The sequence below is a fragment of the Amycolatopsis sp. cmx-8-4 genome (assembly GCF_046548675.1).
Classification (GTDB): Bacteria; Actinomycetota; Actinomycetes; order Mycobacteriales; family Pseudonocardiaceae; genus Amycolatopsis.
In genome coordinates this window covers 36186-54746 of sequence record NZ_JAEBDZ010000040.1, presented here as the reverse complement: position 1 = coordinate 54746, position 18561 = coordinate 36186, and the positions used below count along the sequence as shown (strand labels likewise).

Below are 18561 nucleotides of genomic sequence, written 5' to 3'. Positions count from 1 at the left end.
CTCATCGGCAGGCCGAAGGTGATCACTGTGCTGCACGTCCGGGTGAGTCTTCTTCGCTCGGCCGGGTGAGGTCCACCGCCAGCAGCGCGACGTAGAGCGAGAGCATCGACTCCGGCTCCTCCAGCCGGACGCCGAGGACCTGCTCGATCCGGGCGAGCTGCTGGTAGTACGCCGTCCGCGAGGTGTGCGCGGCCGCGGCCGCCGCGGACTTGTTGCCGCCCTGCTCGCAGTAGTGCCGCAGCGCCTGCACGAGCCGGCTGCCGGACGCGGCGTCGCGGTGCAGCAACGGCCCCAGCTCGCGGGTCGCGAACGCCGTCACCCGCTCGTCCCCGGCGAGCAGGTGCAGCAGGCCGCGCAGCCGGACGTCGGACAGCCGGTGCAGCACCCGCTCTTCGCCGGCGCCCAGGGCGGCGGCCGCGACCTGCCCGGCTTCCAGCAGCGTCCGGCTCGCTTCGGCGGGCGAGAGCACCGTGGTGCCGACCGCGAGCACCCCCGGGGCGCTGCTGCGCGCCTCGTGGACGTCGGTGGCGAGCCGCTGCAGCACCGCGTCGGCGTTCGCCTCGGGGGACAGCGCGATCAGCGCCCGCACCCCGATGTCGTCGGTCGCCACCAGTGCCGACACCTTCGCGCGGCGCGCGGCCAGCGCCGTCGCCTCGGCCAGCTCGCGCAGCACCGGCGGCGCGGACAACGCCGGCCGTCCGGTGCCGGTGAACCGCGGCCGCACCGCGAGCCCGACCAGCTGCCGCCCGGCCAGCGGCACGGCCAGCGCGGACGCCCGGGCCAGCAGCTCCGCCGACGGCGCGGGCGAGGCCAGCAGCTCGGCGAGCACCGCGCGGTGGGCCTGGCGCTCCAGGCCGTCGGAGTCCTTGGCGACCAGCCGGTGCACGGCGAGCGCGGACGCGGCGCGTTCGGCGACCACGCGGTGGCGGTGCGGCGGCTGGTCGGCGCACACGACGATCAGCCGCGCCCAGTCGTGGCCGCGCGCGCCGACGATCGTGACCAGCCAGCCCGCGTTCGCGTGGTAGCCGGTGCGCTCGCCGACCTGGACCACCCGGGACCGCGCGGGCCAGCCGGTGAGCAGCTCGGCCGGGTCGGTGCCGGCCGCGTCGTAGGCCAGCACCTCGTGCGAGAGCGTCTCCAGCACGACCGGCTGCTCGGTGAGCCGCGCGACCTCGCCCAGCACGACGCCGGGTTCGGCGCCCGCGACCGTGAGCGCGGTGAACGTCTCGTGCACCCGCTCGGCCGCGCGCAGCTCGGCGACCTGGGCGTCGACGATCTGGCCGTTGACGGCTTCGGTGACGCTCACGAACCGCGTCTCGCGTGACAGCGTGACCAGCGGAAATCCGTGCTCTTCGGCGGCCTCGACCAGGGCCGCGGGCAGCTTGTCGCTCCAGTGCCGGACCAGCTCGATCACCACGCCGGCGGCGCCGACGCCGGCCAGGTCGGCGACGTAGCGGGCCAGCGACGGGCCGTCGTCGGGCAGCGCGACGCCGGTCGTCAGCACCAGCTCGCCGCCGCGCAGCAGGTGCGCGATGTCGGCGACCTCGGCGACGTGCGCCCAGCGCACGGGCGCGTCCAGCCCGGCGGCGCCCGCTACGACGTGCGGCCGGCCCTGGCGCAGCACCGGCAGCGCGAGCACGTCGGCCACGGTCGGGTACACGGCACCTCGCTGGTGATGGTTGCGAAGATCGGCAGGGGACAGACTGTACGGCCGGGGCGGCGAGTCCGTACACGTTGCCGATGGCGTCCGCGTGGCGCCCGCCCGGACACTCGCAGGGACGTCCCCGAGCGAAGGAGTGCCCGTCGTGACCGACCGCATCAGCCACTGGATCGACGGCAAGCCGTTCACCGGGACCCCGGCCCGCACCGGCGACGTCTTCGACCCCGCCACCGGGCAGGTCCGCGCGCAGGTCGACTTCGCCGGGCAGGCGGAGGTCGACCAGGCCGTGGCGGCCGCGACCGCGGCGCTGCCGGGCTGGCGCGGGACGTCGCTGGCCGGCCGGACGCGGGTCCTGTTCGCCTTCCGCGAGCTGCTCTCGGCGCGCAAGCACGAGCTGGCGAAGATCGTCACGAGCGAGCACGGCAAGGTCGAGTCCGACGCCGCCGGCGAGATCGCCCGCGCGATCGAGAACGTCGAGTACGCCTGCGGGGCCGCGCAGCTGCTCAAGGGCGGCTTCAGCGAGAACGCCTCCACCGGCGTCGACGTCTACTCGATCGCCCAGCCGCTCGGCGTCGTCGGCGTGATCTCGCCGTTCAACTTCCCGGCCATGGTGCCGCTGTGGTTCGTGCCGAACGCGCTCGCCTGCGGCAACACCGTCGTGCTCAAGCCCAGTGAGAAGGACCCGTCGGCGGCGGTGTTCCTCGCCGAGCTGTTCGCCGAGGCCGGGCTGCCCGCAGGCGTGCTCAACGTGCTGCACGGCGACAAGGTCGCGGTCGACGGCCTGCTGGAACACCGCGACGTCAAGGCGATCTCGTTCGTCGGGTCGACGCCGATCGCGCGGTACGTCTACGAGACCGGCACCCGCCACGGCAAGCGCGTCCAGGCCCTCGGCGGCGCGAAGAACCACATGATCGTGCTGCCGGACGCCGACCTCGACCTGGCCGCCGACGCCGCGGTGTCCGCCGGGTTCGGCTCGGCGGGGGAGCGCTGCATGGCCGTGTCGGTCGTGGTGGCCGTCGACCCGGTCGGCGACGAGCTGGTCGCGAAGATCGCCGAGCGGATCGGGAACCTGAAGGTCGGCGACGGGCGTGACCCGGAGTCCGAGATGGGCCCGCTGGTCACCCGCGCCCACCACGAGCGCGTCGAGTCCTATGTGGACGCCGGGGTCGGGGCGGGCGCGGCGCTGGTCGTCGACGGCCGCGGCGTCGAGGTGCCCGGTGACGGTTTCTGGCTCGGCCCGACGCTGTTCGACCACGTACGCCCGGAGATGTCGATCTACACCGACGAGATCTTCGGCCCGGTGCTGTCGGTGGCGCGCGCGGCGTCCTACGACGACGCCCTGGACCTGGTCAACGCCAACCCGTACGGCAACGGCACGGCCATCTTCACCGGCGACGGCGCGGCCGCGCGGCGGTTCCAGAACGAGGTCGAGGTCGGCATGGTCGGGGTCAACGTCCCGATCCCGGTGCCGGTCGGCTACTACTCCTTCGGCGGCTGGAAGGACTCGCTGTTCGGCGACAGCCACGCCTACGGGCCGGAGGGCTTCCACTTCTTCACGCGCACCAAGGTCGTCACCTCGCGCTGGCCCGACCGGTCGCACGCCGGGGTGAACCTCGGGTTCCCGCGCAATTCCTGACGTGATCCGGGATTGTCCGGGGTGCTCCGCGGGTTGAGACCCGGTGGAGCACCCCGGACGACGATGGGACGAAAGATGAGTGCGAAGAACTCGGGCACCTTCACGATCGGTGGCGACCTGCCGGTGACCCGGCTGGGGTACGGCACGATGCAGCTCACCGGGCCTGGCGTCTGGGGCGACCCGAAGGACCCGGAGGAGGCCGTGCGCGTGCTGCGGCGCGCCGTCGAGCTGGGTGTCACGCTGATCGACACCGCCGACGTCTACGGCCCGTTCGTCGCCGACCTGCTGCTGAAGAAGGCCCTGCACCCGTACGCCGACGACCTCGTCATCGCGACCAAGGCCGGTTTCACCCGGCAGGGGCCGAACGAGTGGATCCCGGTCGGCCGGCCCGAGTACCTGCGCCAGCAGGTCGAGCTGAGCCTGCGCCACCTCGGCCTGGAGCGGATCGACCTGCTGCAGCTGCACCGGATCGACCCGAAGGTGCCGGTCGCCGAGCAGATCGGGGAGCTGAAGAAGCTGCAGGACGAGGGCAAGATCCGGCACATCGGCCTGTCCGAGGTCGGCGTCGCGGATCTGCAGGAGGCGCAGAAGACCGCGGAGATCGTGTCCGTGCAGAACATGTTCAACCTGGTCAAGCGCGACGCCGAGCCGCTGCTGGAGCACGCGACCGAGCACGGCATCGCGTTCATCCCGTGGTTCCCGCTGGCCACCGGCGCCCTCGCCGGCCCGGACAGCCCGCTGAGCACCCTGGCCAAGGAGCACGACGCGTCGCCGTCGCAGCTCGCGCTGGCCTGGCTGCTCAAGCGCTCGCCGGTGGTGCTGCCGATCCCGGGCACGTCGTCGGTCGCGCACGTCGAGGACAACATCGCGGCGGCGGACATCGAGCTGACGGACGCGGAGTTCGACGCCCTGTCCGAGGCGGCCGCCTGACCCCCTGCGGGAAAGCCGTGAAGGCATCCTTACCGGCCATAAGAGCCGGGAAGGAGGCCTTCACGGCTTTCAGGTGGTGGTGAGGGCGGGAGATCGCTAAGCGGGGAGCACGTTGATCAGCAGCTTGCTGCGCGGCGTGATCAGGACGGTGTTGACCCGGTCCGGCCGGATCCGCCCGCGGAGCTCGCGCTCCAGCGGGTAGGTCCGGCCGCCGGCGCGCAGGCTGAACGTCTCGACGCTCTTGAACCCGGCCGGGCTGTGGTGCAGGCCGATCGGGTACTCGTCGGTGAGGCGCGCGGTGTCGAAGTCGTGCGTCCAGCCGGTGACGGCGAGCAGCCGCCCGCCGAGGGCGTCGGCCAGCCGCCGCCAGCTGATGTAGGCGAACCAGGCGGTCAGCGCCAGGATCGGGACGACGGTGCCCAGCACCTCGCCCGCGGTGTCGGCCACCGTCGCGACGAGCACCGCGACCACCACCCCGGCGATCGCCACCACGGCGGCGGCCCAGAAGTTGAGGTCGAGCAGCTTCCCGCGCTGGGCGGGGTGGAGCTGCCCGTTGCGGTTGGCCAGCTCCACCTCGGCCTGCTCGATCACTCGCCCTCGCCCTCGGGGTGTTCCTTCTCGTAGGCCTCCGTGGCCTCGTGGTTCCGGTCGATCTGCTCGTTCTCCTGGCGGCGGCCCTCGGTCACGACGCCGACGGTGTCGGCCGTGCTCCAGTGCACCTTCTCGTTCGGGTCGAGCAGCTTATGCTGGTTCAGCACGCTGCGGCCCTCCTCGGAGTACTTCTCGCCGGGACCTTCGACCTTCTCGCGGCCGGGCACGTGCTCCTTGGCGGCGTCGCTCCACCCCTTGGCCGTCTCCTCGGCGGTCTTCGCCTCCTTGCCGGCCTGCTTCAGCTCGTTGGCCTTGCGCTCGATGCCCGCGGCCGTGTCGACGCTCTTGTCCACCAGCTTGTCGACGCCCTTGCCCACCTTCTTCAGCGCGTTCGCCGCGCCTTCGAGGGCCGCCTTCGACTTGCCGGCGCCCTTGGCGAGGCTCTCCAGCTTCTCGACGACCTTCGTGATGCGCGTGCTGATCTTCTCCGCGAGCACCCCGCCCTCGACGACGGAGTCGGCGATGAACGCCGCGATCGTGCCGCCGAAGGTGCACCACGACGCCGCGAGCGCGGCCAGCGCCTTGACGATCAGCTCGCCGACGAACGACGAGATCAGGTCGCGGATCAGGCCGCGCTCGGTGCCGACCAGCGCGGCGCCGACGTTCATCGCCGTCGACGCGCTGTCGGCGTGCGAAGCCGCTCCGCGCAGGACGCCGACGTAGCTCTCCGCCGTCCGCTGGTAGGCCTCCGCGGAGCCGCAGTCGCTGAACGACTGCCCGACCTTCGCCGCCTTCTGCTCGTACTGCTCGGCCGTCTCGGTGAGCTGCTTGGAGATGTTCGACCAGGTCACGGCCTTGGCGGTGACGGCCTCGGGCTTGCCGGCGAGCTTGTCGAGGCCATCCTTGAGGAAGCTGATGTGCTCGATCAGCCAGCCGACGCCGGCGCTGGCCAGCGTGCCGAGCGGGTCCATCGCCGCGCCGAGCAGGTCGAGGGCGTCCGTGCCGACGTCCATGGCGAGGTTGCCCCAGTCGCCGTTGCGCGCGTCGGTCAGCGTCGAGGCGGCGTCGCTGAAGATGCCGGCGCCGCCGGTCTGGGCGTTGACGTTGTCCAGCTCGCCCTTCGAGCCGTCACCCATCCCGCTCCAGAAGCCGCCTGCCGGCTCGCTGGTCGCGACGAGGGGGTTCTCCTGCGTCTCGGTCATGCCGGCAGCTCCTTGCCGATGCCTTCGATGAGGCTCTTCGTGTGCTGCTCGTGCTCGCTGAACGCCGTGTGCGCGGTCTTCACCCGGTCCGCGACGTCGTGCCCGGCGTCGACGGCGGCCTGGAGGAGGCCGTCGGCCTGGTCGACCCAGCCCTGGATCGGGACGGCGAAGACCTGCCCGACGATGCCGAACGCGTCGAAGTCGAGCGCCTGGGCGGTGCCCGCGGCGTCGAGCGCCTGCTGCACCCGGCCGGCGATCTCGCGGATCTCGTCCTCGTGGCCGCCGAGGACGTCGAAGTCGACCTTCATGGCCGTCATCACAGCCCCCGGCGCAGGATCGGGCCGCCGAAGTCCTCTTCGTCACCCGGCCGCGGCGGCGGTTTCCGGGGGAAATCCCGAGGTGATTCCTCTTCGGGCAATTCGGGCTCCGGAATCTGTTCCCGGAGGAATTTCATCGCGTCGCTGTCGGCGCCGATCACCGGCGCCATCACGCTCGTCAGCTGCTGGGCCGCCTGCACCTGGGCGCGTTTCGCGGTGGCCACGACGGCGGCGGCGAGGCGGGCGCGCGGCAGCTCGTCGGCACGCGGCCCGAAGGTGAGTTCCTGCAGCGCACCGCTGGTGTTGACGGTCACCGTGACGGCGCCGTCGGCGCTCGTGGCCGTCGCCGAGATGTGCTGGAGCCGGACCTTGGCCTCCGCGGCGCGCCGGGCGATTTCGGGCATACCGGCCGAAGCGGGTTCACTGGTGTTCACGGCGACCTCGAAAGTCGGGGGAGGGCATGCGGATCAGAGGCAGCAAACCCCGTTTCGGTTCCGCCGACAACCCGAAAATCTTTCCGAGAACAACGCATGGGAATTCATTTGTCCGTTCTTTACCCGGAGCGAGACGGGCGGTGTTGAGCGCGACCGGCTCAGGCTTCCGTAAACTCGGCATGAGCAGCGAGCGAAGTGGGTGAGGAACGGGTGGCCAACGCGGACGAACGCCGCTTCGACGTGCTGCGCGCGATCGTCGCCGACTACGTCTCCAACCAGGAGCCGGTCGGCTCGAAGACGATCGTCGAACGGCACAACCTGGGCGTGTCCAGCGCGACCGTGCGCAACGACATGGCCACCCTCGAAGAAGAGGGCTACATCACCCAGCCGCACACCAGCGCCGGGCGGATCCCGACCGACAAGGGCTACCGGCTCTTCGTCGACCGGCTGTCCGAGATCAAGCCGCTGAGCGCGGCCGAGCGCCGCGCGATCACGACATTCCTCGACAGCGGCACCGACCTCGACGACGTCCTGCGCCGCTCGGTCCGGCTGCTCGCGCAGCTGACCCGGCAGGTCGCCGTCGTCCAGTACCCGATGCTGACCAACGCCGCGGTGCGCCACCTCGAAGTGGTGCCGCTGACCCCGGCCCGGCTCATGCTGGTGCTGATCACCGACTCCGGCCGCGTCGACCAGCGGACCGTCGACCTCGGCGACGTCATCACCGAGGACGGCGTCGCGCGGTTGCGCACGGTGCTCAACGCCGCGATGGCCGGCCGGCGGCTCAACGAGGCCGCCGCGCGCGTCGCCGAGCTGCCCGACTCCTCGCCCGGCGAGCTGCGCGACGCGCTCATCCGCGTGTGCACGGTGCTGGTCGAGTCACTGGCCGAACACCCCGAAGAACGCCTGGTCCTGGGCGGTACGGCGAACCTCACCCGCAACGTCGCGGACTTCCCCGGCTCGCTGCGCCAGGTCCTCGAAGCGCTCGAGGAGCAGGTCGTCGTCCTCAAGCTCCTCGCCGCCACCCGCAACCCCGGTGCGATCACGGTGCGCATCGGTGAGGAAAATGAGGACGAGCAGATGCGCAGCACCTCGGTCGTCTCGATCGGATACGGCCAGGACATGGTGCTCGGCGGCATGGGGGTGGTCGGCCCGACCCGGATGGACTACCCCGGCACGATCGCCGCGGTGCGCGCGGTCGCCAACTACGTGGGTCAGATCCTGTCCGGCCGCTGAGCCGGGCAGAGCAGAAGGAGAAGCAGAGACGGTGGCGAGGGACTACTACGGCATCCTCGGGGTGGCGAAGAACGCGAGCGACCAGGACATCAAGCGCGCGTACCGGAAGCTGGCCCGAGAGCTGCACCCCGACGTCAACCCGTCGGAGGACGCGCAGCACAAGTTCGGCGAGGTGACGACCGCCTACGAGGTGCTGTCCGACCCGCAGAAGCGCAAGATCGTCGATCTCGGCGGCGACCCGATGGACGGCGGCGGCCGCGGCGGCGCGGGGGGCGGCGACCCGTTCGCCGGCTTCGGCGGCCTCGGCGACATCATGGACGCCTTCTTCGGCGCCGCGGGGGGAGCGGGAGGCGGTCGCGGGCGTGGCCCGCGCAGCCGCGTCCAGCCCGGTTCCGACGCCCTGATCCGGCTCGGCCTCAGCCTCGAGGACTGCGCGACCGGCGTGGACAAGGAGATCGCCGTCGACACCGCGATCGTCTGCGACCTCTGCCGCGGCGCGGGCACCACCGAGGGCACCGGCGTCAAGACCTGCGACACCTGCGGCGGCGCCGGCGAGGTCCAGTCCGTCCAGCGGTCGTTCCTCGGCCAGGTCGTCACGGCCCGCCCCTGCCCGGTCTGCCGCGGCTTCGGCGAGGTCATCTCCGACCCCTGCCGCCAGTGCGGCGGCGACGGCCGCATCCGCGCCCGCCGCAACGTCACCGCGAAGATCCCGCCGGGCGTCGGCGACGGCATGCGCATCCGGCTGTCCGGCCAGGGCGAGGTCGGCCCCGGCGGCGGCCCGGCCGGCGACCTGTACGTCGAGATCGACGAGACCCCGCACGAGGTCTTCGTCCGCCAGGGCCACGACCTGCACTGCAACTTCCGCATCCCGATGACCACGGCCGCGCTCGGCGCCACGGTGCCCATCGCCACCCTGGTCGACGGCGACTACGAGCTCGACGTCGAACCGGGCACCCAGCCCAACGCCGAGCTGGTCCTCACCGGCAAGGGCATGCCCCGGCTGCGGTCCTCGGGCCGCGTCGACGGCCGCGGCGACCTCCACGTCCACATCGACGTCGTCGTCCCGACCAAGCTCGACGAAGCCCAGCGCGAGCTGCTCATGGACCTCGCCACGCAGCGCGGCGAAGAAGTCCCGACGCTGGCGTCCAACGGCAACAAGCACGGCGGGCTGTTCTCCAAGCTGCGCGCCAAGAACCACCGCTGAGCCGTGCCCGACACCACCCTGCCGGTCTTCCTCGCCGAATCGGTGCCCGCGTCCGGGCGCACCGTGCTCGACGGCGAGGAAGCCCGGCACGCGGCGACCGTCCGCCGCCTGCGCGTGGGGGAGCGGCTGATCCTCTCCGACGGCGCCGGCGGCCTGGCCCGCTGCGTCGTCGACGCCGTCCAGCCCGGCCGCGACGCGCTGCTGACCCTCACGATCGAGGAACGCTGGACCGAAGAGCCACCCGCACTGCGCGTCGTGGTGGCACAGGCCCTCGCCAAGGGCGACCGCGGCGAACTCGCCGTCGAACTCGCCACCGAGGCCGGCGCCGACGCCATCGTCCCCTGGCGCGCCGCCCGCAGCGTCGCCAAGTGGGACGACGGCGGCCGCGGCGACAAGGCCCTCGCCCGCTGGCGCACCACCGCCCGCGCGGCCGCGAAACAAGCCCGCCGCGCGCACGTCCCCGACGTCACCGAACCCGTCGGCACCCGCGAGCTCGCCGGCCTCGCCGCGACGATGTCCCTGGTCATCGTCCTCGAATCCGACGTCCCCGACCGGCTCACCGACCTGGCACTGCCCGACACCGGCGACATCCTCCTCGTCGTCGGCCCCGAAGGCGGCATCACCGACGACGAACTCCACACCCTCCGCGAAGCCGGCGCCCGGGCCGTCCGCCTCGGCACCACCGTCCTGCGCACCTCCACCGCCGCGGCGGTCGCCCTCGGCGCGCTGGGCGCCCTCACCACCCGGTGGCAGTGAAAAGATCACCCCCGAAAAAAAGGCTGGTTTTTGCGCCCAGTTATGGCGCGATCACACTCCGACCCGTTACTCTCGTTTACTAACGCGCCACACAGTGTTTCGGCGCGCTACTGGGAAAACACAGACCCCGCCGGGCACCTCCCCCCTCGGTCCGGCGGAGCCGCGCAAGCGGCGGATCGACCCCCAGGATCCGCCGCTGCGCGGCATCTTCCTCCGCTTCGCTCCGTCAGTTGCCGCTTCGCTTCGGTGTGTCTTCTGGGGGTCAAACCCCCAGACCCCCAGCCGGGGCAAGCCCCGGACCCCCGCGGCTTTTGTGTTGCTCTCGTTCAAAAGGCGCGTTCCTTGCTTGGGCCTTCGGCCCTCGCCTCGTGTGGTCGGGTTGCTTGCTCGCTCGCTTCACTCGCATCGGCTCGTGTGGGCGGCTTCCGGGGTTGGTGGCTAGGGTTTGTTCTATGAGTGAGGACGAGACGCTCTTCGAGCGGATCATTGCTGGTGAGATCCCTGCCGATGTTGTGTACTCAGACGAGGCGACCTTTGCGTTCCGGGATATTCGGCCTCAGGCTCGGGTTCATGTGCTTGTGGTGCCCAAGAAGCGGTATCGGAACCTTGGGGAGCTTGCCGCTGCTGATCCCTCGCTGTTGGGGCGGGTTGTTGGGGCCTGTCGTGCCGTTGCTGAGCTTGAGGGCGTCCTTGACAGTGGGTATCGGGTGGTTTTCAACACTGATGGGGATGCCGGGCAGACCGTGTTCCACGTGCATGCTCATGTGCTTGGTGGGGAGCCCCTGGGGTTCTTCGGGGCTCATGCGGGCTGATTAGCGGAAACCCGTCTGCGTTCTGTCGGTGGGTGCCAGTAGCATCGAGGGGTCAGTAGTCCCTCACCGAGAAAGCAGGGCCGAGGCCACGTGGCCGGAACCGCACCGGGTGGAGCCGCCCGACCCGACGTCCCCGGAGACGTCCCCAAGACCGACGACAACGCTGCCACCCAGGCGGCACAGTCCCGGTTCCCGATCCCCGACGCCGCCGCCCTCAGCCTGCTCGGCTCCCGCGACGAGAACCTGCGTGTCGCCGAGGAACTCCTCGCCGCCGACGTGCACGTGCGCGGCAACGAGGTCACCCTGACCGGCACCCCCGCCGACGTCGCCTTCGCCGAACGCGTCTTCGCCGAGCTCGTCACCCTCGCCACCGGCGGGCAGCAGGTCGGCCCGGACACCGTCCGCCGCACCATCGGGATGCTGAGCACCGGGGACGCGTCCCCGGCCGAGGTGCTCAGCCTCAACATCGTCTCCCGCCGCGGCAAGACCATCCGGCCCAAGACGCTCAACCAGAAGCGCTATGTCGACGCCATCGACAAGCACACCGTCGTCTTCGGCATCGGCCCGGCCGGCACCGGCAAGACCTACCTCGCCATGGCGAAGGCCGTCCAGGCCCTCCAGGCGAAGCACGTCACCCGCATCGTGCTCACCCGCCCGGCCGTCGAAGCCGGCGAGCGCCTCGGCTACCTGCCCGGCACCCTCAACGAGAAGATCGACCCCTACCTGCGGCCGCTCTACGACGCGCTGCACGACATGGTCGAGCCCGAGTCGATCCCGCGGCTCATGCAGGCGGGCACCATCGAGATCGCGCCGCTGGCCTACATGCGCGGCCGCGCGCAGCCTGTCGACACACCGGTGCTGACCCCGGACGGCTGGCGCCCGATCGGCGAGCTGGCGGTCGGTGACCTGGTCGTCGGCTCCAACGGTGAGCCGACCCCCGTCCTCGGGGTCTACCCGCAGGGGGAGAAGGACATCTACCGCGTCACGGCCGGCGACGGCTCGTCGACGCTGTGCTGCGGTGAGCACCTCTGGACAGTCCGGACCGCGGCCGACAAGCGCCGCAACAAGCCGTGGCGTGTCCTCGAGACGAAGGAGATGATCGGCAAGCTCCGGGCCGCGCACACGCGCCGGTACGAGCTGCCGATGCTGACGGCGCCGGTCTGCCACCCGCAGCGTGAGGTCCCGATGGACCCGTACGCACTGGGACTTCTCCTCGGTGACGGCTGCCTGACCGGCTCGACCACACCGAGTTTCGCGACCGAGGACCCGGAACTCGCCCTCGCGCTCGGCGCGGCACTGCCCGGCGTCGTCGTGCGGCACAAGGAAGGTCCCGACTACGTTCTCAACCGGGTACGGCAGCCGGGCGACGTGATCACACTCGAGAACCCGGTCACGGCCGCCCTGCGTGCCCTGGACCTGCTCGGAACACGTTCACACACGAAGTTCGTGCCCGAGGTCTACCTCCGGAACTCCGCCGCCGTCCGGCTCGCCGTCCTGCAGGGGCTCCTGGACTCCGACGGAGGGCCGGTCACCCAGCTCGCCCGCACCTGCCGCATCCAGTACACGACCACGTCGCCCCACCTCAAGGACGACGTGATCGGCTTGGTCCGTTCGCTTGGCGGGGTCGCCTACATCCGCAACCGGGCCGCCCTCGGCCGCAAGCCGGGCCGGGCCAAGGGGCGGGACGTCGGCTACCGGCACGACGCCCACGTCCTCGACATCCGGCTTCCGGCCGGGGTCGAGCCGTTCCGTCTCGACCGCAAGCTGGTCAAGTACCAAGCGGCGGGGGGTGGGCGCCCGATGCGGTTCATCGACCGCATCGAACCGGCCGGCCGGGCGGAAGCCGTGTGCATCCAGGTCGCGGCGGAGGACTCGCTGTACGTCACCGAGGACCACCTGCTCACGCACAACACCCTCAACGACGCCTTCATCATCCTCGACGAGGCGCAGAACACCACGCCCGAGCAGATGAAGATGTTCCTCACCCGGCTCGGCCAGGGCTCCAAGATCGTCGTCACCGGTGACATCACCCAGGTCGACCTGCCCAACGGGCAGCGCAGCGGCCTCCGCGTCGTGCGCGACATCCTCGGCGGCGTCGAGGGCCTGCACTTCGCCGAACTGACCAGCCAGGACGTCGTCCGGCACAAGCTCGTCGGCGACATCGTCGACGCCTACGAGAAGTGGCAAGCCGTGCAGGACGCCCAGGACCAGCAGAGCAACGGCTGGAAGGGCAACCGGCGTTGAGCATCGAAATCGCCAACGAGTCCGGCGTCGACGTCGACGAGACGTCCATCGTCTCCGCGGCCCGCTACGCCCTCGAGAAGATGGAGGTCAGCCCGCTCGCCGAGCTGTCCATCCTGCTGGTCACCCTCGAAGTCATGGAAGACCTCCACGAACGCTGGATGGACCTGCCCGGCCCCACCGACGTCATGGCCTTCCCGATGGACGAGCTCGACTCCTCCCGCCGGCCCGACGCGCCCGACGCGTCGCCGGCGCTGCTCGGGGACATCGTGCTCTGCCCGGCGTTCGCGAAGGACCAGGCCAAGACCGCGGGCCACCGCCTGATCGACGAGCTGCACCTGCTCACCGTGCACGGCTGCCTCCACCTCCTCGGCTACGACCACGCCGAGCCCGCGGAGGAACGCGAGATGTTCGCCCTCCAGAAGCGCATCCTCGGCGAGTACCAGGACGCCGTCGCCGCCCTGGAGAAACGCAACGCCCAGCGCAACACCGACGACCGCGTCCTCGGCATCGCCGGACTCGACGCGGACGCCGAGCCGGCCGTGGACGCCGGGCCAGCCGCCGGGGAAGCGCCCTAGGCGCCAGCCATGGTCCAGCTCCTCTTCGCGATCGCGCTCGTGCTCCTCGCGGGCGTGTTCGCGGCGGCCGACGCCGCCGTCAGCACCGTCTCGCAAGCCCGGGCCGACGGCCTCGCCCGGATGGGCGTGCCCGGCGCCGGCCACCTCGCCGCGGTCGTCGCCGAACGGCGCCGGCACATCAACCTGCTGCTCCTGCTGCGCCTCGGCTGCGAGCTCACGGCCACCGTGCTGGTCACCGTCTTCGTCGGCACGCGGCTCCGGCCGCTCGGCCTCGCCGTGCTGGTCACGGCGGTCGTCATGATCGTCGTGAGCTACGTCCTCATCGGCGTCGGCCCGCGCACCCTCGGCCGCCAGCACCCGTACCGCATCGGCCGCTACGTCGCCGGGCCCGTCCGCGTCCTCGGTTCGGTCCTCGGCCCGCTGTCCCGGCTGCTGATCCTCGTCGGCAACGCCATCACCCCCGGCCAGGGCTTCCGGGAAGGCCCGTTCAGCTCCGAGGTCGAGCTGCGCGAGCTCGTCGACCTCGCCCAGGAACGCGGCGTCGTCGAGGACTCCGAGCGCGAGATGATCCACTCGGTGTTCGAGCTCGGCGACACCGTCGCCCGCGAGGTCATGGTGCCGCGCACCGAGATCGTCTGGATCGAGCGCACGAAGACCATCCGCCAGGCCCTCGCGCTGGCCCTGCGCACCGGCTTCACCCGGCTCCCGGTGATCGACGAGTCCGTCGACGACATCGTCGGCGTCGTCAACATCAAGGACCTCATGGCCGGGTACATGGACCCGGATGGCCCGAGCACCGTCGTCGACACGCTGATGAACGAGGCCTGCTTCGTCCCCGACTCGAAGCGGCTCGACGAGCTGCTCAAGGAGATGCAGCGCTCGCACAACCACATGGCCATCGCGGTCGACGAGTACGGCGGCACCGCGGGCCTGCTCACCATCGAGGACGTCCTCGAGGAGATCGTCGGCGAGATCACCGACGAGTCCGACGCCGACGAGCGCCCCGAGGTCGAAGAGCTCGACGACGGCGCGGTCCGCGTCTCGTCCCGGATGGGCATCGACGACCTCGGCGAGCTGTTCGGCATCGACCTCGAAGACCACGACGTGGAGACCGTGGGCGGGCTCCTCGCGGAACGACTGGGTAGGGTCCCGCTACCGGGGGCCGAAGCCGAGGTCGCCGGCCTCCGGCTGTTCGCCGAAGGCGGCAAGGATCGGCGCGGCCGCATGCGCATCACCTCGGTGGTGGTGCACCCGGCCGATGCCGACGCGATGACCGACCCCGCCGACCGGACCACCCGGCGCCGCACGCGCCTGCCCCACCCCGACGAACGCGACAGGAGCGTCGAACATGCCTGACCTCGAGGCGGAGGACCAGAAGCTGGTCACCCTCGCCCGGTCCTCGCGCGCCCGGATCCAGGCCTCGGAGGGCGCGGCCGTCCGCGACACCGACGGCCGCACGTACACCGCGGGCACGGTCGACCAGCCGTCCTTCAAGCTCACCGCGCTGCAGGCCGCCGTGGCCGCCGCGCTCTCCAGCGGCGCCGAAGGCATCGAAGCCGCCGCCGTCGTCACCGGGGAGGGCCTGCTCAAGGAGGCGTCCCGGCACGCGATCCGCGACATCGCGAAGTACGCGCCGATCATCCTCGCCGACCCGGCGGGCGACGTCATCGAGGTGCTGAAGCGATGACCGAACACCGTTCCGGCTTCGCCTGCTTCGTCGGCCGGCCCAACGCGGGCAAGTCGACGCTGACCAACGCGCTCGTGGGCACCAAGGTCGCGATCACGTCGAGCAAGCCGCAGACCACCCGCCACGCGATCCGCGGCATCGTGCACCGCGAGGACGCCCAGCTCGTCCTCATCGACACCCCCGGCCTGCACCGCCCGCGCACGCTGCTCGGCCAGCGGCTCAACGACATCGTGCACACGACGTGGTCCGAAGTGGACGTCGTCGGCCTGTGTGTGCCGGCCAACGAGAAGATCGGGCCCGGCGACAAGTTCATCGCCGCCGAGCTGGAGAAGATCGCCCAGCGCACACCGGTCATCGGCATCGTCACCAAGACCGACCTGGTCCAGCCGCAGCAGGTCGCCGAGCAGCTGCTCGCGCTGCAGAACGTGATGGACTTCGCCGAGCTGATCCCGGTGTCCGCTGTGGACGGCTTCCAGGTCGGCGCGCTCGCGGACCTGCTCGTCACGAGGCTCCCCGAGGGCCCGCAGCTCTACCCGGGCGGCGAGCTCACCGACGAACCCGAGCAGACGCTGGTCGCCGAGCTCATCCGCGAGTCGGCGCTGGAAGGCGTCCGCGACGAGCTGCCGCACTCGATCGCCGTCACCGTCGAGGAGATGCTGCCCCGCGAGGGGCGCGACGACCTCATCGACGTGCACGCGTTCCTCTACGTGGAGCGGCCCAGCCAGAAGGGCATCATCCTCGGGCACAAGGGCGAGCGGCTGCGCGAGGTCGGCGCCACCGCCCGCAAGAACATCGAGGCGCTGCTCGGCTCGAAGGTCTACCTCGACCTGCACGTCAAGGTGGCCAAAGAGTGGCAGCGCGACCCCCGCCAGCTGCGCCGGCTCGGGTTCTGACGTGACCGAGCGCCCGCGGCCGCCCGCCGACTACAACCCCGGGCCCCCGCCGTCGAGCAACCTGGCCTGGGGCATCGTCGCCGCGATCCTCTGCCTGCCCTTCGGCATCGTCTCGATCTTCCAGGCGGCCAAGGTCGAGCGGCTCTGGGCCCAGGGCGAGCCGGACGCCGCCCGGGGCGCGGCCGGCGCCGCGCGGCGCTGGGCGATCATCGGCGGTGTCGTCGGGGTGGTGTTCTGGGTGGCGCTGGTCGTCGGCGGTGTGCTGCTGCTGGGAACGCTGCTCGACGACGCCGCGTCCCACTGACGACCGTCGGCAGCAGGAGGCGATACCGGTGACCCAGCCGTACCCGCAGCAACCCCCGTACGGCTGGCAGCCGAACTACGGGCCGCCCCCGGAGAACAACCTGGTCTGGGCGATCCTGTCGACGGTGATGTGCTGCCTGCCGTTGGGTATCGTCGCCATCGTGAAGGCGAACCAGGTCAACACCCTGTGGTTCCAGGGCTACCACGTCGAGGCGCGCCGGGCCGCCGATGAAGCCCGCAAGTGGGCGATGTGGTCGGCGATCGCCTTCGGTGGCCTGATCGCGCTCTACCTGCTGTTCGTCTTCGTGATGTTCGCGATCGCCGGCGTCTCGTTCTGGGGGCTGGCGTCGTGACGACCGTCTACACGGGATTCCCGGCCCAGGGGGCCAAGGCCCGGCTGCGCGCCTTGAGCGCGCCGATGGCCGTGGTGGGCGGGCTCGGCGCGTGCTGCGTGGCCGTCTGGCTCGGCGACCCCACCACCCCCGGCGGCTGGCTCCCGGTCTGCCCCACCAAGGCACTGCTCGGCATCGACTGCCCGGGCTGCGGCGGCATGCGGATGGCCTACAGCCTGATGCACGGCGACCTGCCCGCGGCCCTGCACTACAACGCCGTCTCGCTCGTCTTCGTGCTGCTCTTCGTCTGGAGCACCGTCGCCTGGGCGGTCGGGCGGCTGCGGGGCCGGTGGGTGAACAGCTGGCTGCACTGGCGCTGGACGCCACTCGCCGTCGGCGTCGTGTTCGTCGCCTGGTTCGTCATCCGCAACCTCCCGTTCGCGCCGTTCACCGGTTTGCGCGTCTGAATGGCAACAGAGCGGAACCGGCGCGCCGTGTAACGCGTCGGACCTCCACGACGTTCACTCGGACAGTGGACGCCTGACACACGCGGGCGAACGCGAACCGAGTACGCTCCCGCGGACCGTGCCGTACATTCGGGCCGGTTCCGCATGAGGTGTGCGGTGGAGTGACCAGCGAGGGGGAGACCCACATGACCGATCCCTACGGTCAGCAGCCGTTCGGGCAACAGCCCGGCGGCCAGCAGCCGTTCGGACAGCCGCAGCCGGGACAGGCGCCGCCGCCCTACGGGCAGCAGGCGCCGTACGGTCAGCAGGCCCCGTTCGGGCAGCCCGCGCCGTTCGGCCAGCAGGGTGCTCCGTTCGGCCCGCCCCAGAACTACGCGCCCTGGGGGCTGCGCGCCGGCGCTCTGCTGATCGACATCGCCCCGCTGATCGTCATCGACCTGCTCGGGTTGATCGTGACGATCGCCGGCAGTTACACCCTCGGCTCCATGCTGTACCTGCTCGGCGCGCTCGCCGGCATCGGCTGGTCGGTCTACAACCGGTGGATGCAGCAGGGCACCACCGGCCAGTCGCTCGGCAAGCGGATCACGAAGATCAAGCTCGTCGGTGAGTCCACCGGGCAGCCGATCGGCGCCGGCATGGCGTTCCTGCGCGACCTCGCCCACTTCGTCGACGGCATCATTTGCTACGTCGGCTACCTGTGGCCCCTGTGGGACGACAAGAGCCAGACCCTCTCCGACAAGATCATCGGTACCGTCGTCATCAACGCCGACGACGCCGCGCCGTACGGCCGGCCCGGTGCGCAGCAGTTCGGCGGCGGTTACCCGCCGGCGGGGCAGCAGCCCGGCCAGTTCGGCCAGCCGCAATCCGGTGGCTTCGGCCAGCCGCCGTCGGGTGGTTTCCCGCAGCAGCCGCAGTCCGGCGGGTTCGACCAGCCGCAGTCCGGTGGTTTCCCGCAGCAGCCCGCCCAGGGTGGTGGCTTCGGCCAGCCGCCGCAGGCCGGCGGTTTCCCGCAGCAGCCCCAGTCCGGCGGCTTCGGCCAGCAGCAGGGCCAGCCGCTCGCGCCGCCCCCGGGCCAGGGTGCCTTCGACGAAGGCGCCGAGCGCACCCAGATGCTGCGTCCCGATTCGGGCGGCAGCGGCGCTTCGCCGTTCGACGAAGGTGCGGAGCGCACCCAGATGCTGCGTCCCGAGGCCCAAGGTGAGGCCGAGGCGACCCAGAAGATCCAGCCGGGCCAGTTCGGGCAGCAGCCGCCGCAGCAGCCCGGCCAGCCGCCGCAGCAGTAGCC

At 71.4% G+C, this 18561-nt stretch carries 20 protein-coding genes and 2 pseudogenes; 17 read left to right on the top strand and 5 right to left on the bottom strand.

Annotated features, from left to right (window positions below):
• Positions 1-22 precede the first annotated feature (22 nt).
• The gene (locus ACLJQZ_RS43810; protein WP_410627135.1) at positions 23-1660 is read right to left on the bottom strand and encodes a PucR family transcriptional regulator; all 1638 of its coding nucleotides are present in this window, start codon (positions 1658-1660) and stop codon (positions 23-25) included.
• Between the two features lie 145 nt (positions 1661-1805).
• Here ACLJQZ_RS43810 and ACLJQZ_RS43805 point away from each other — a divergent pair, with 145 nt between their 5' ends.
• Positions 1806-3296: a CoA-acylating methylmalonate-semialdehyde dehydrogenase gene (locus ACLJQZ_RS43805; protein ID WP_410627133.1), complete on the top strand. Its 1491-nt coding sequence runs from the start codon at positions 1806-1808 to the stop codon at positions 3294-3296.
• Between the two features lie 75 nt (positions 3297-3371).
• A complete protein-coding gene (locus ACLJQZ_RS43800) occupies positions 3372-4226 on the top strand; it encodes an aldo/keto reductase (RefSeq protein ID WP_326943281.1) in 855 nt (284 codons plus the stop codon).
• 96 nt (positions 4227-4322) lie between these two features.
• Here ACLJQZ_RS43800 and ACLJQZ_RS43795 read toward each other — a convergent pair whose 3' ends face one another.
• From ACLJQZ_RS43795 to ACLJQZ_RS43780, 4 genes are read right to left on the bottom strand one after another with little or no spacing between them, the layout of a single operon-like run.
• Entirely contained in the window at positions 4323-4817 is a 495-nt protein-coding gene (locus ACLJQZ_RS43795) for a hypothetical protein (protein ID WP_410627132.1), read from the bottom strand.
• Complete coding sequence (locus ACLJQZ_RS43790) at positions 4814-6019, bottom strand: hypothetical protein (protein ID WP_410627130.1); 1206 nt, start codon at positions 6017-6019, stop codon at positions 4814-4816. Before ACLJQZ_RS43790 ends, ACLJQZ_RS43795 begins: the two co-directional genes overlap by 4 nt.
• A complete protein-coding gene (locus tag ACLJQZ_RS43785) occupies positions 6016-6327 on the bottom strand; it encodes a type VII secretion target (RefSeq protein WP_326943278.1) in 312 nt (103 codons plus the stop codon). The genes ACLJQZ_RS43790 and ACLJQZ_RS43785 overlap by 4 nt, the downstream gene beginning before the upstream one ends.
• An 8-nt stretch (positions 6328-6335) precedes the next feature.
• Complete coding sequence (locus tag ACLJQZ_RS43780) at positions 6336-6770, bottom strand: YbaB/EbfC family nucleoid-associated protein (RefSeq protein WP_410627128.1); 435 nt, start codon at positions 6768-6770, stop codon at positions 6336-6338.
• 210 nt (positions 6771-6980) lie between these two features.
• On the opposite strand from ACLJQZ_RS43780, the gene hrcA reads away from it, so the two are divergent.
• From hrcA to ACLJQZ_RS43705, 15 genes and pseudogenes are all read left to right on the top strand, one after another.
• Positions 6981-8003, top strand: a complete 1023-nt coding sequence (gene hrcA, locus ACLJQZ_RS43775; RefSeq protein ID WP_410627173.1) for a heat-inducible transcriptional repressor HrcA — start codon at positions 6981-6983, stop codon at positions 8001-8003.
• A 31-nt stretch (positions 8004-8034) separates the two neighbouring features.
• On the top strand, positions 8035-9207 hold the full coding sequence (gene dnaJ, locus ACLJQZ_RS43770) for a molecular chaperone DnaJ (RefSeq protein ID WP_410627126.1): 1173 nt from the start codon (positions 8035-8037) through the stop codon (positions 9205-9207).
• Between the two features lie 3 nt (positions 9208-9210).
• Entirely contained in the window at positions 9211-9963 is a 753-nt protein-coding gene (locus ACLJQZ_RS43765) for a 16S rRNA (uracil(1498)-N(3))-methyltransferase (protein WP_410627124.1), read from the top strand.
• A 452-nt stretch (positions 9964-10415) separates the two neighbouring features.
• Positions 10416-10775, top strand: coding sequence for a histidine triad nucleotide-binding protein (locus ACLJQZ_RS43760; RefSeq protein WP_410627122.1), 360 nt, complete (start codon positions 10416-10418; stop codon positions 10773-10775).
• Positions 10776-10865: 90 nt separating this feature from the next.
• Positions 10866-11609: pseudogene (locus ACLJQZ_RS43755) on the top strand (PhoH family protein); the annotation flags it as partial.
• Positions 11598-12413: pseudogene (locus tag ACLJQZ_RS43750) on the top strand (LAGLIDADG family homing endonuclease); the annotation flags it as partial. The pseudogenes ACLJQZ_RS43755 and ACLJQZ_RS43750, both read left to right, overlap by 12 nt.
• A 162-nt stretch (positions 12414-12575) precedes the next feature.
• Complete coding sequence (locus ACLJQZ_RS43745) at positions 12576-13019, top strand: PhoH family protein (protein ID WP_410627171.1); 444 nt, start codon at positions 12576-12578, stop codon at positions 13017-13019.
• Positions 13016-13594 carry an rRNA maturation RNase YbeY gene (gene ybeY, locus ACLJQZ_RS43740; protein WP_410627120.1) on the top strand — a complete coding sequence of 193 codons (579 nt, stop codon included), beginning with the start codon at positions 13016-13018 and terminating at the stop codon, positions 13592-13594. Before ACLJQZ_RS43745 ends, ybeY begins: the two co-directional genes overlap by 4 nt.
• 9 nt (positions 13595-13603) lie before the next feature.
• Entirely contained in the window at positions 13604-14950 is a 1347-nt protein-coding gene (locus tag ACLJQZ_RS43735) for a hemolysin family protein (protein ID WP_410627118.1), read from the top strand.
• Positions 14943-15281, top strand: coding sequence for a cytidine deaminase (locus ACLJQZ_RS43730; protein ID WP_247055064.1), 339 nt, complete (start codon positions 14943-14945; stop codon positions 15279-15281). Before ACLJQZ_RS43735 ends, ACLJQZ_RS43730 begins: the two co-directional genes overlap by 8 nt.
• Positions 15278-16174, top strand: coding sequence for a GTPase Era (era, locus tag ACLJQZ_RS43725; protein WP_247055062.1), 897 nt, complete (start codon positions 15278-15280; stop codon positions 16172-16174). The genes ACLJQZ_RS43730 and era overlap by 4 nt, the downstream gene beginning before the upstream one ends.
• A gap of 1 nt (position 16175) precedes the next feature.
• Positions 16176-16478 (top strand): CD225/dispanin family protein, encoded by a 303-nt coding sequence (locus ACLJQZ_RS43720; protein ID WP_247055060.1) that lies wholly within the window; start codon positions 16176-16178, stop codon positions 16476-16478.
• A 28-nt stretch (positions 16479-16506) separates the two neighbouring features.
• The gene (locus ACLJQZ_RS43715) at positions 16507-16830 is read left to right on the top strand and encodes a CD225/dispanin family protein (protein WP_410627115.1); all 324 of its coding nucleotides are present in this window, start codon (positions 16507-16509) and stop codon (positions 16828-16830) included.
• A complete protein-coding gene (locus ACLJQZ_RS43710; RefSeq protein WP_247055057.1) occupies positions 16827-17276 on the top strand; it encodes a DUF2752 domain-containing protein in 450 nt (149 codons plus the stop codon). Before ACLJQZ_RS43715 ends, ACLJQZ_RS43710 begins: the two co-directional genes overlap by 4 nt.
• 185 nt (positions 17277-17461) lie before the next feature.
• On the top strand, positions 17462-18559 hold the full coding sequence (locus tag ACLJQZ_RS43705) for an RDD family protein (RefSeq protein WP_410627113.1): 1098 nt from the start codon (positions 17462-17464) through the stop codon (positions 18557-18559).
• Positions 18560-18561: the final 2 nt, after the last annotated feature.

Coding starts and splice junctions, on each gene's coding strand:
- ACLJQZ_RS43800 (WP_326943281.1), top strand. CDS start 3,372: ATGAGTGCGAAGAACTCGGGCACCTTCACGATCGGTGGCGACCTGCCG.
- ACLJQZ_RS43730 (WP_247055064.1), top strand. CDS start 14,943: ATGCCTGACCTCGAGGCGGAGGACCAGAAGCTGGTCACCCTCGCCCGG.
- ACLJQZ_RS43705 (WP_410627113.1), top strand. CDS start 17,462: ATGACCGATCCCTACGGTCAGCAGCCGTTCGGGCAACAGCCCGGCGGC.
- ACLJQZ_RS43790 (WP_410627130.1), bottom strand. CDS start 6,019: ATGACCGAGACGCAGGAGAACCCCCTCGTCGCGACCAGCGAGCCGGCA.
- ACLJQZ_RS43745 (WP_410627171.1), top strand. CDS start 12,576: ATGCGGTTCATCGACCGCATCGAACCGGCCGGCCGGGCGGAAGCCGTG.
- ACLJQZ_RS43735 (WP_410627118.1), top strand. CDS start 13,604: ATGGTCCAGCTCCTCTTCGCGATCGCGCTCGTGCTCCTCGCGGGCGTG.
- era (WP_247055062.1), top strand. CDS start 15,278: ATGACCGAACACCGTTCCGGCTTCGCCTGCTTCGTCGGCCGGCCCAAC.
- ACLJQZ_RS43760 (WP_410627122.1), top strand. CDS start 10,416: ATGAGTGAGGACGAGACGCTCTTCGAGCGGATCATTGCTGGTGAGATC.
- ACLJQZ_RS43785 (WP_326943278.1), bottom strand. CDS start 6,327: ATGAAGGTCGACTTCGACGTCCTCGGCGGCCACGAGGACGAGATCCGC.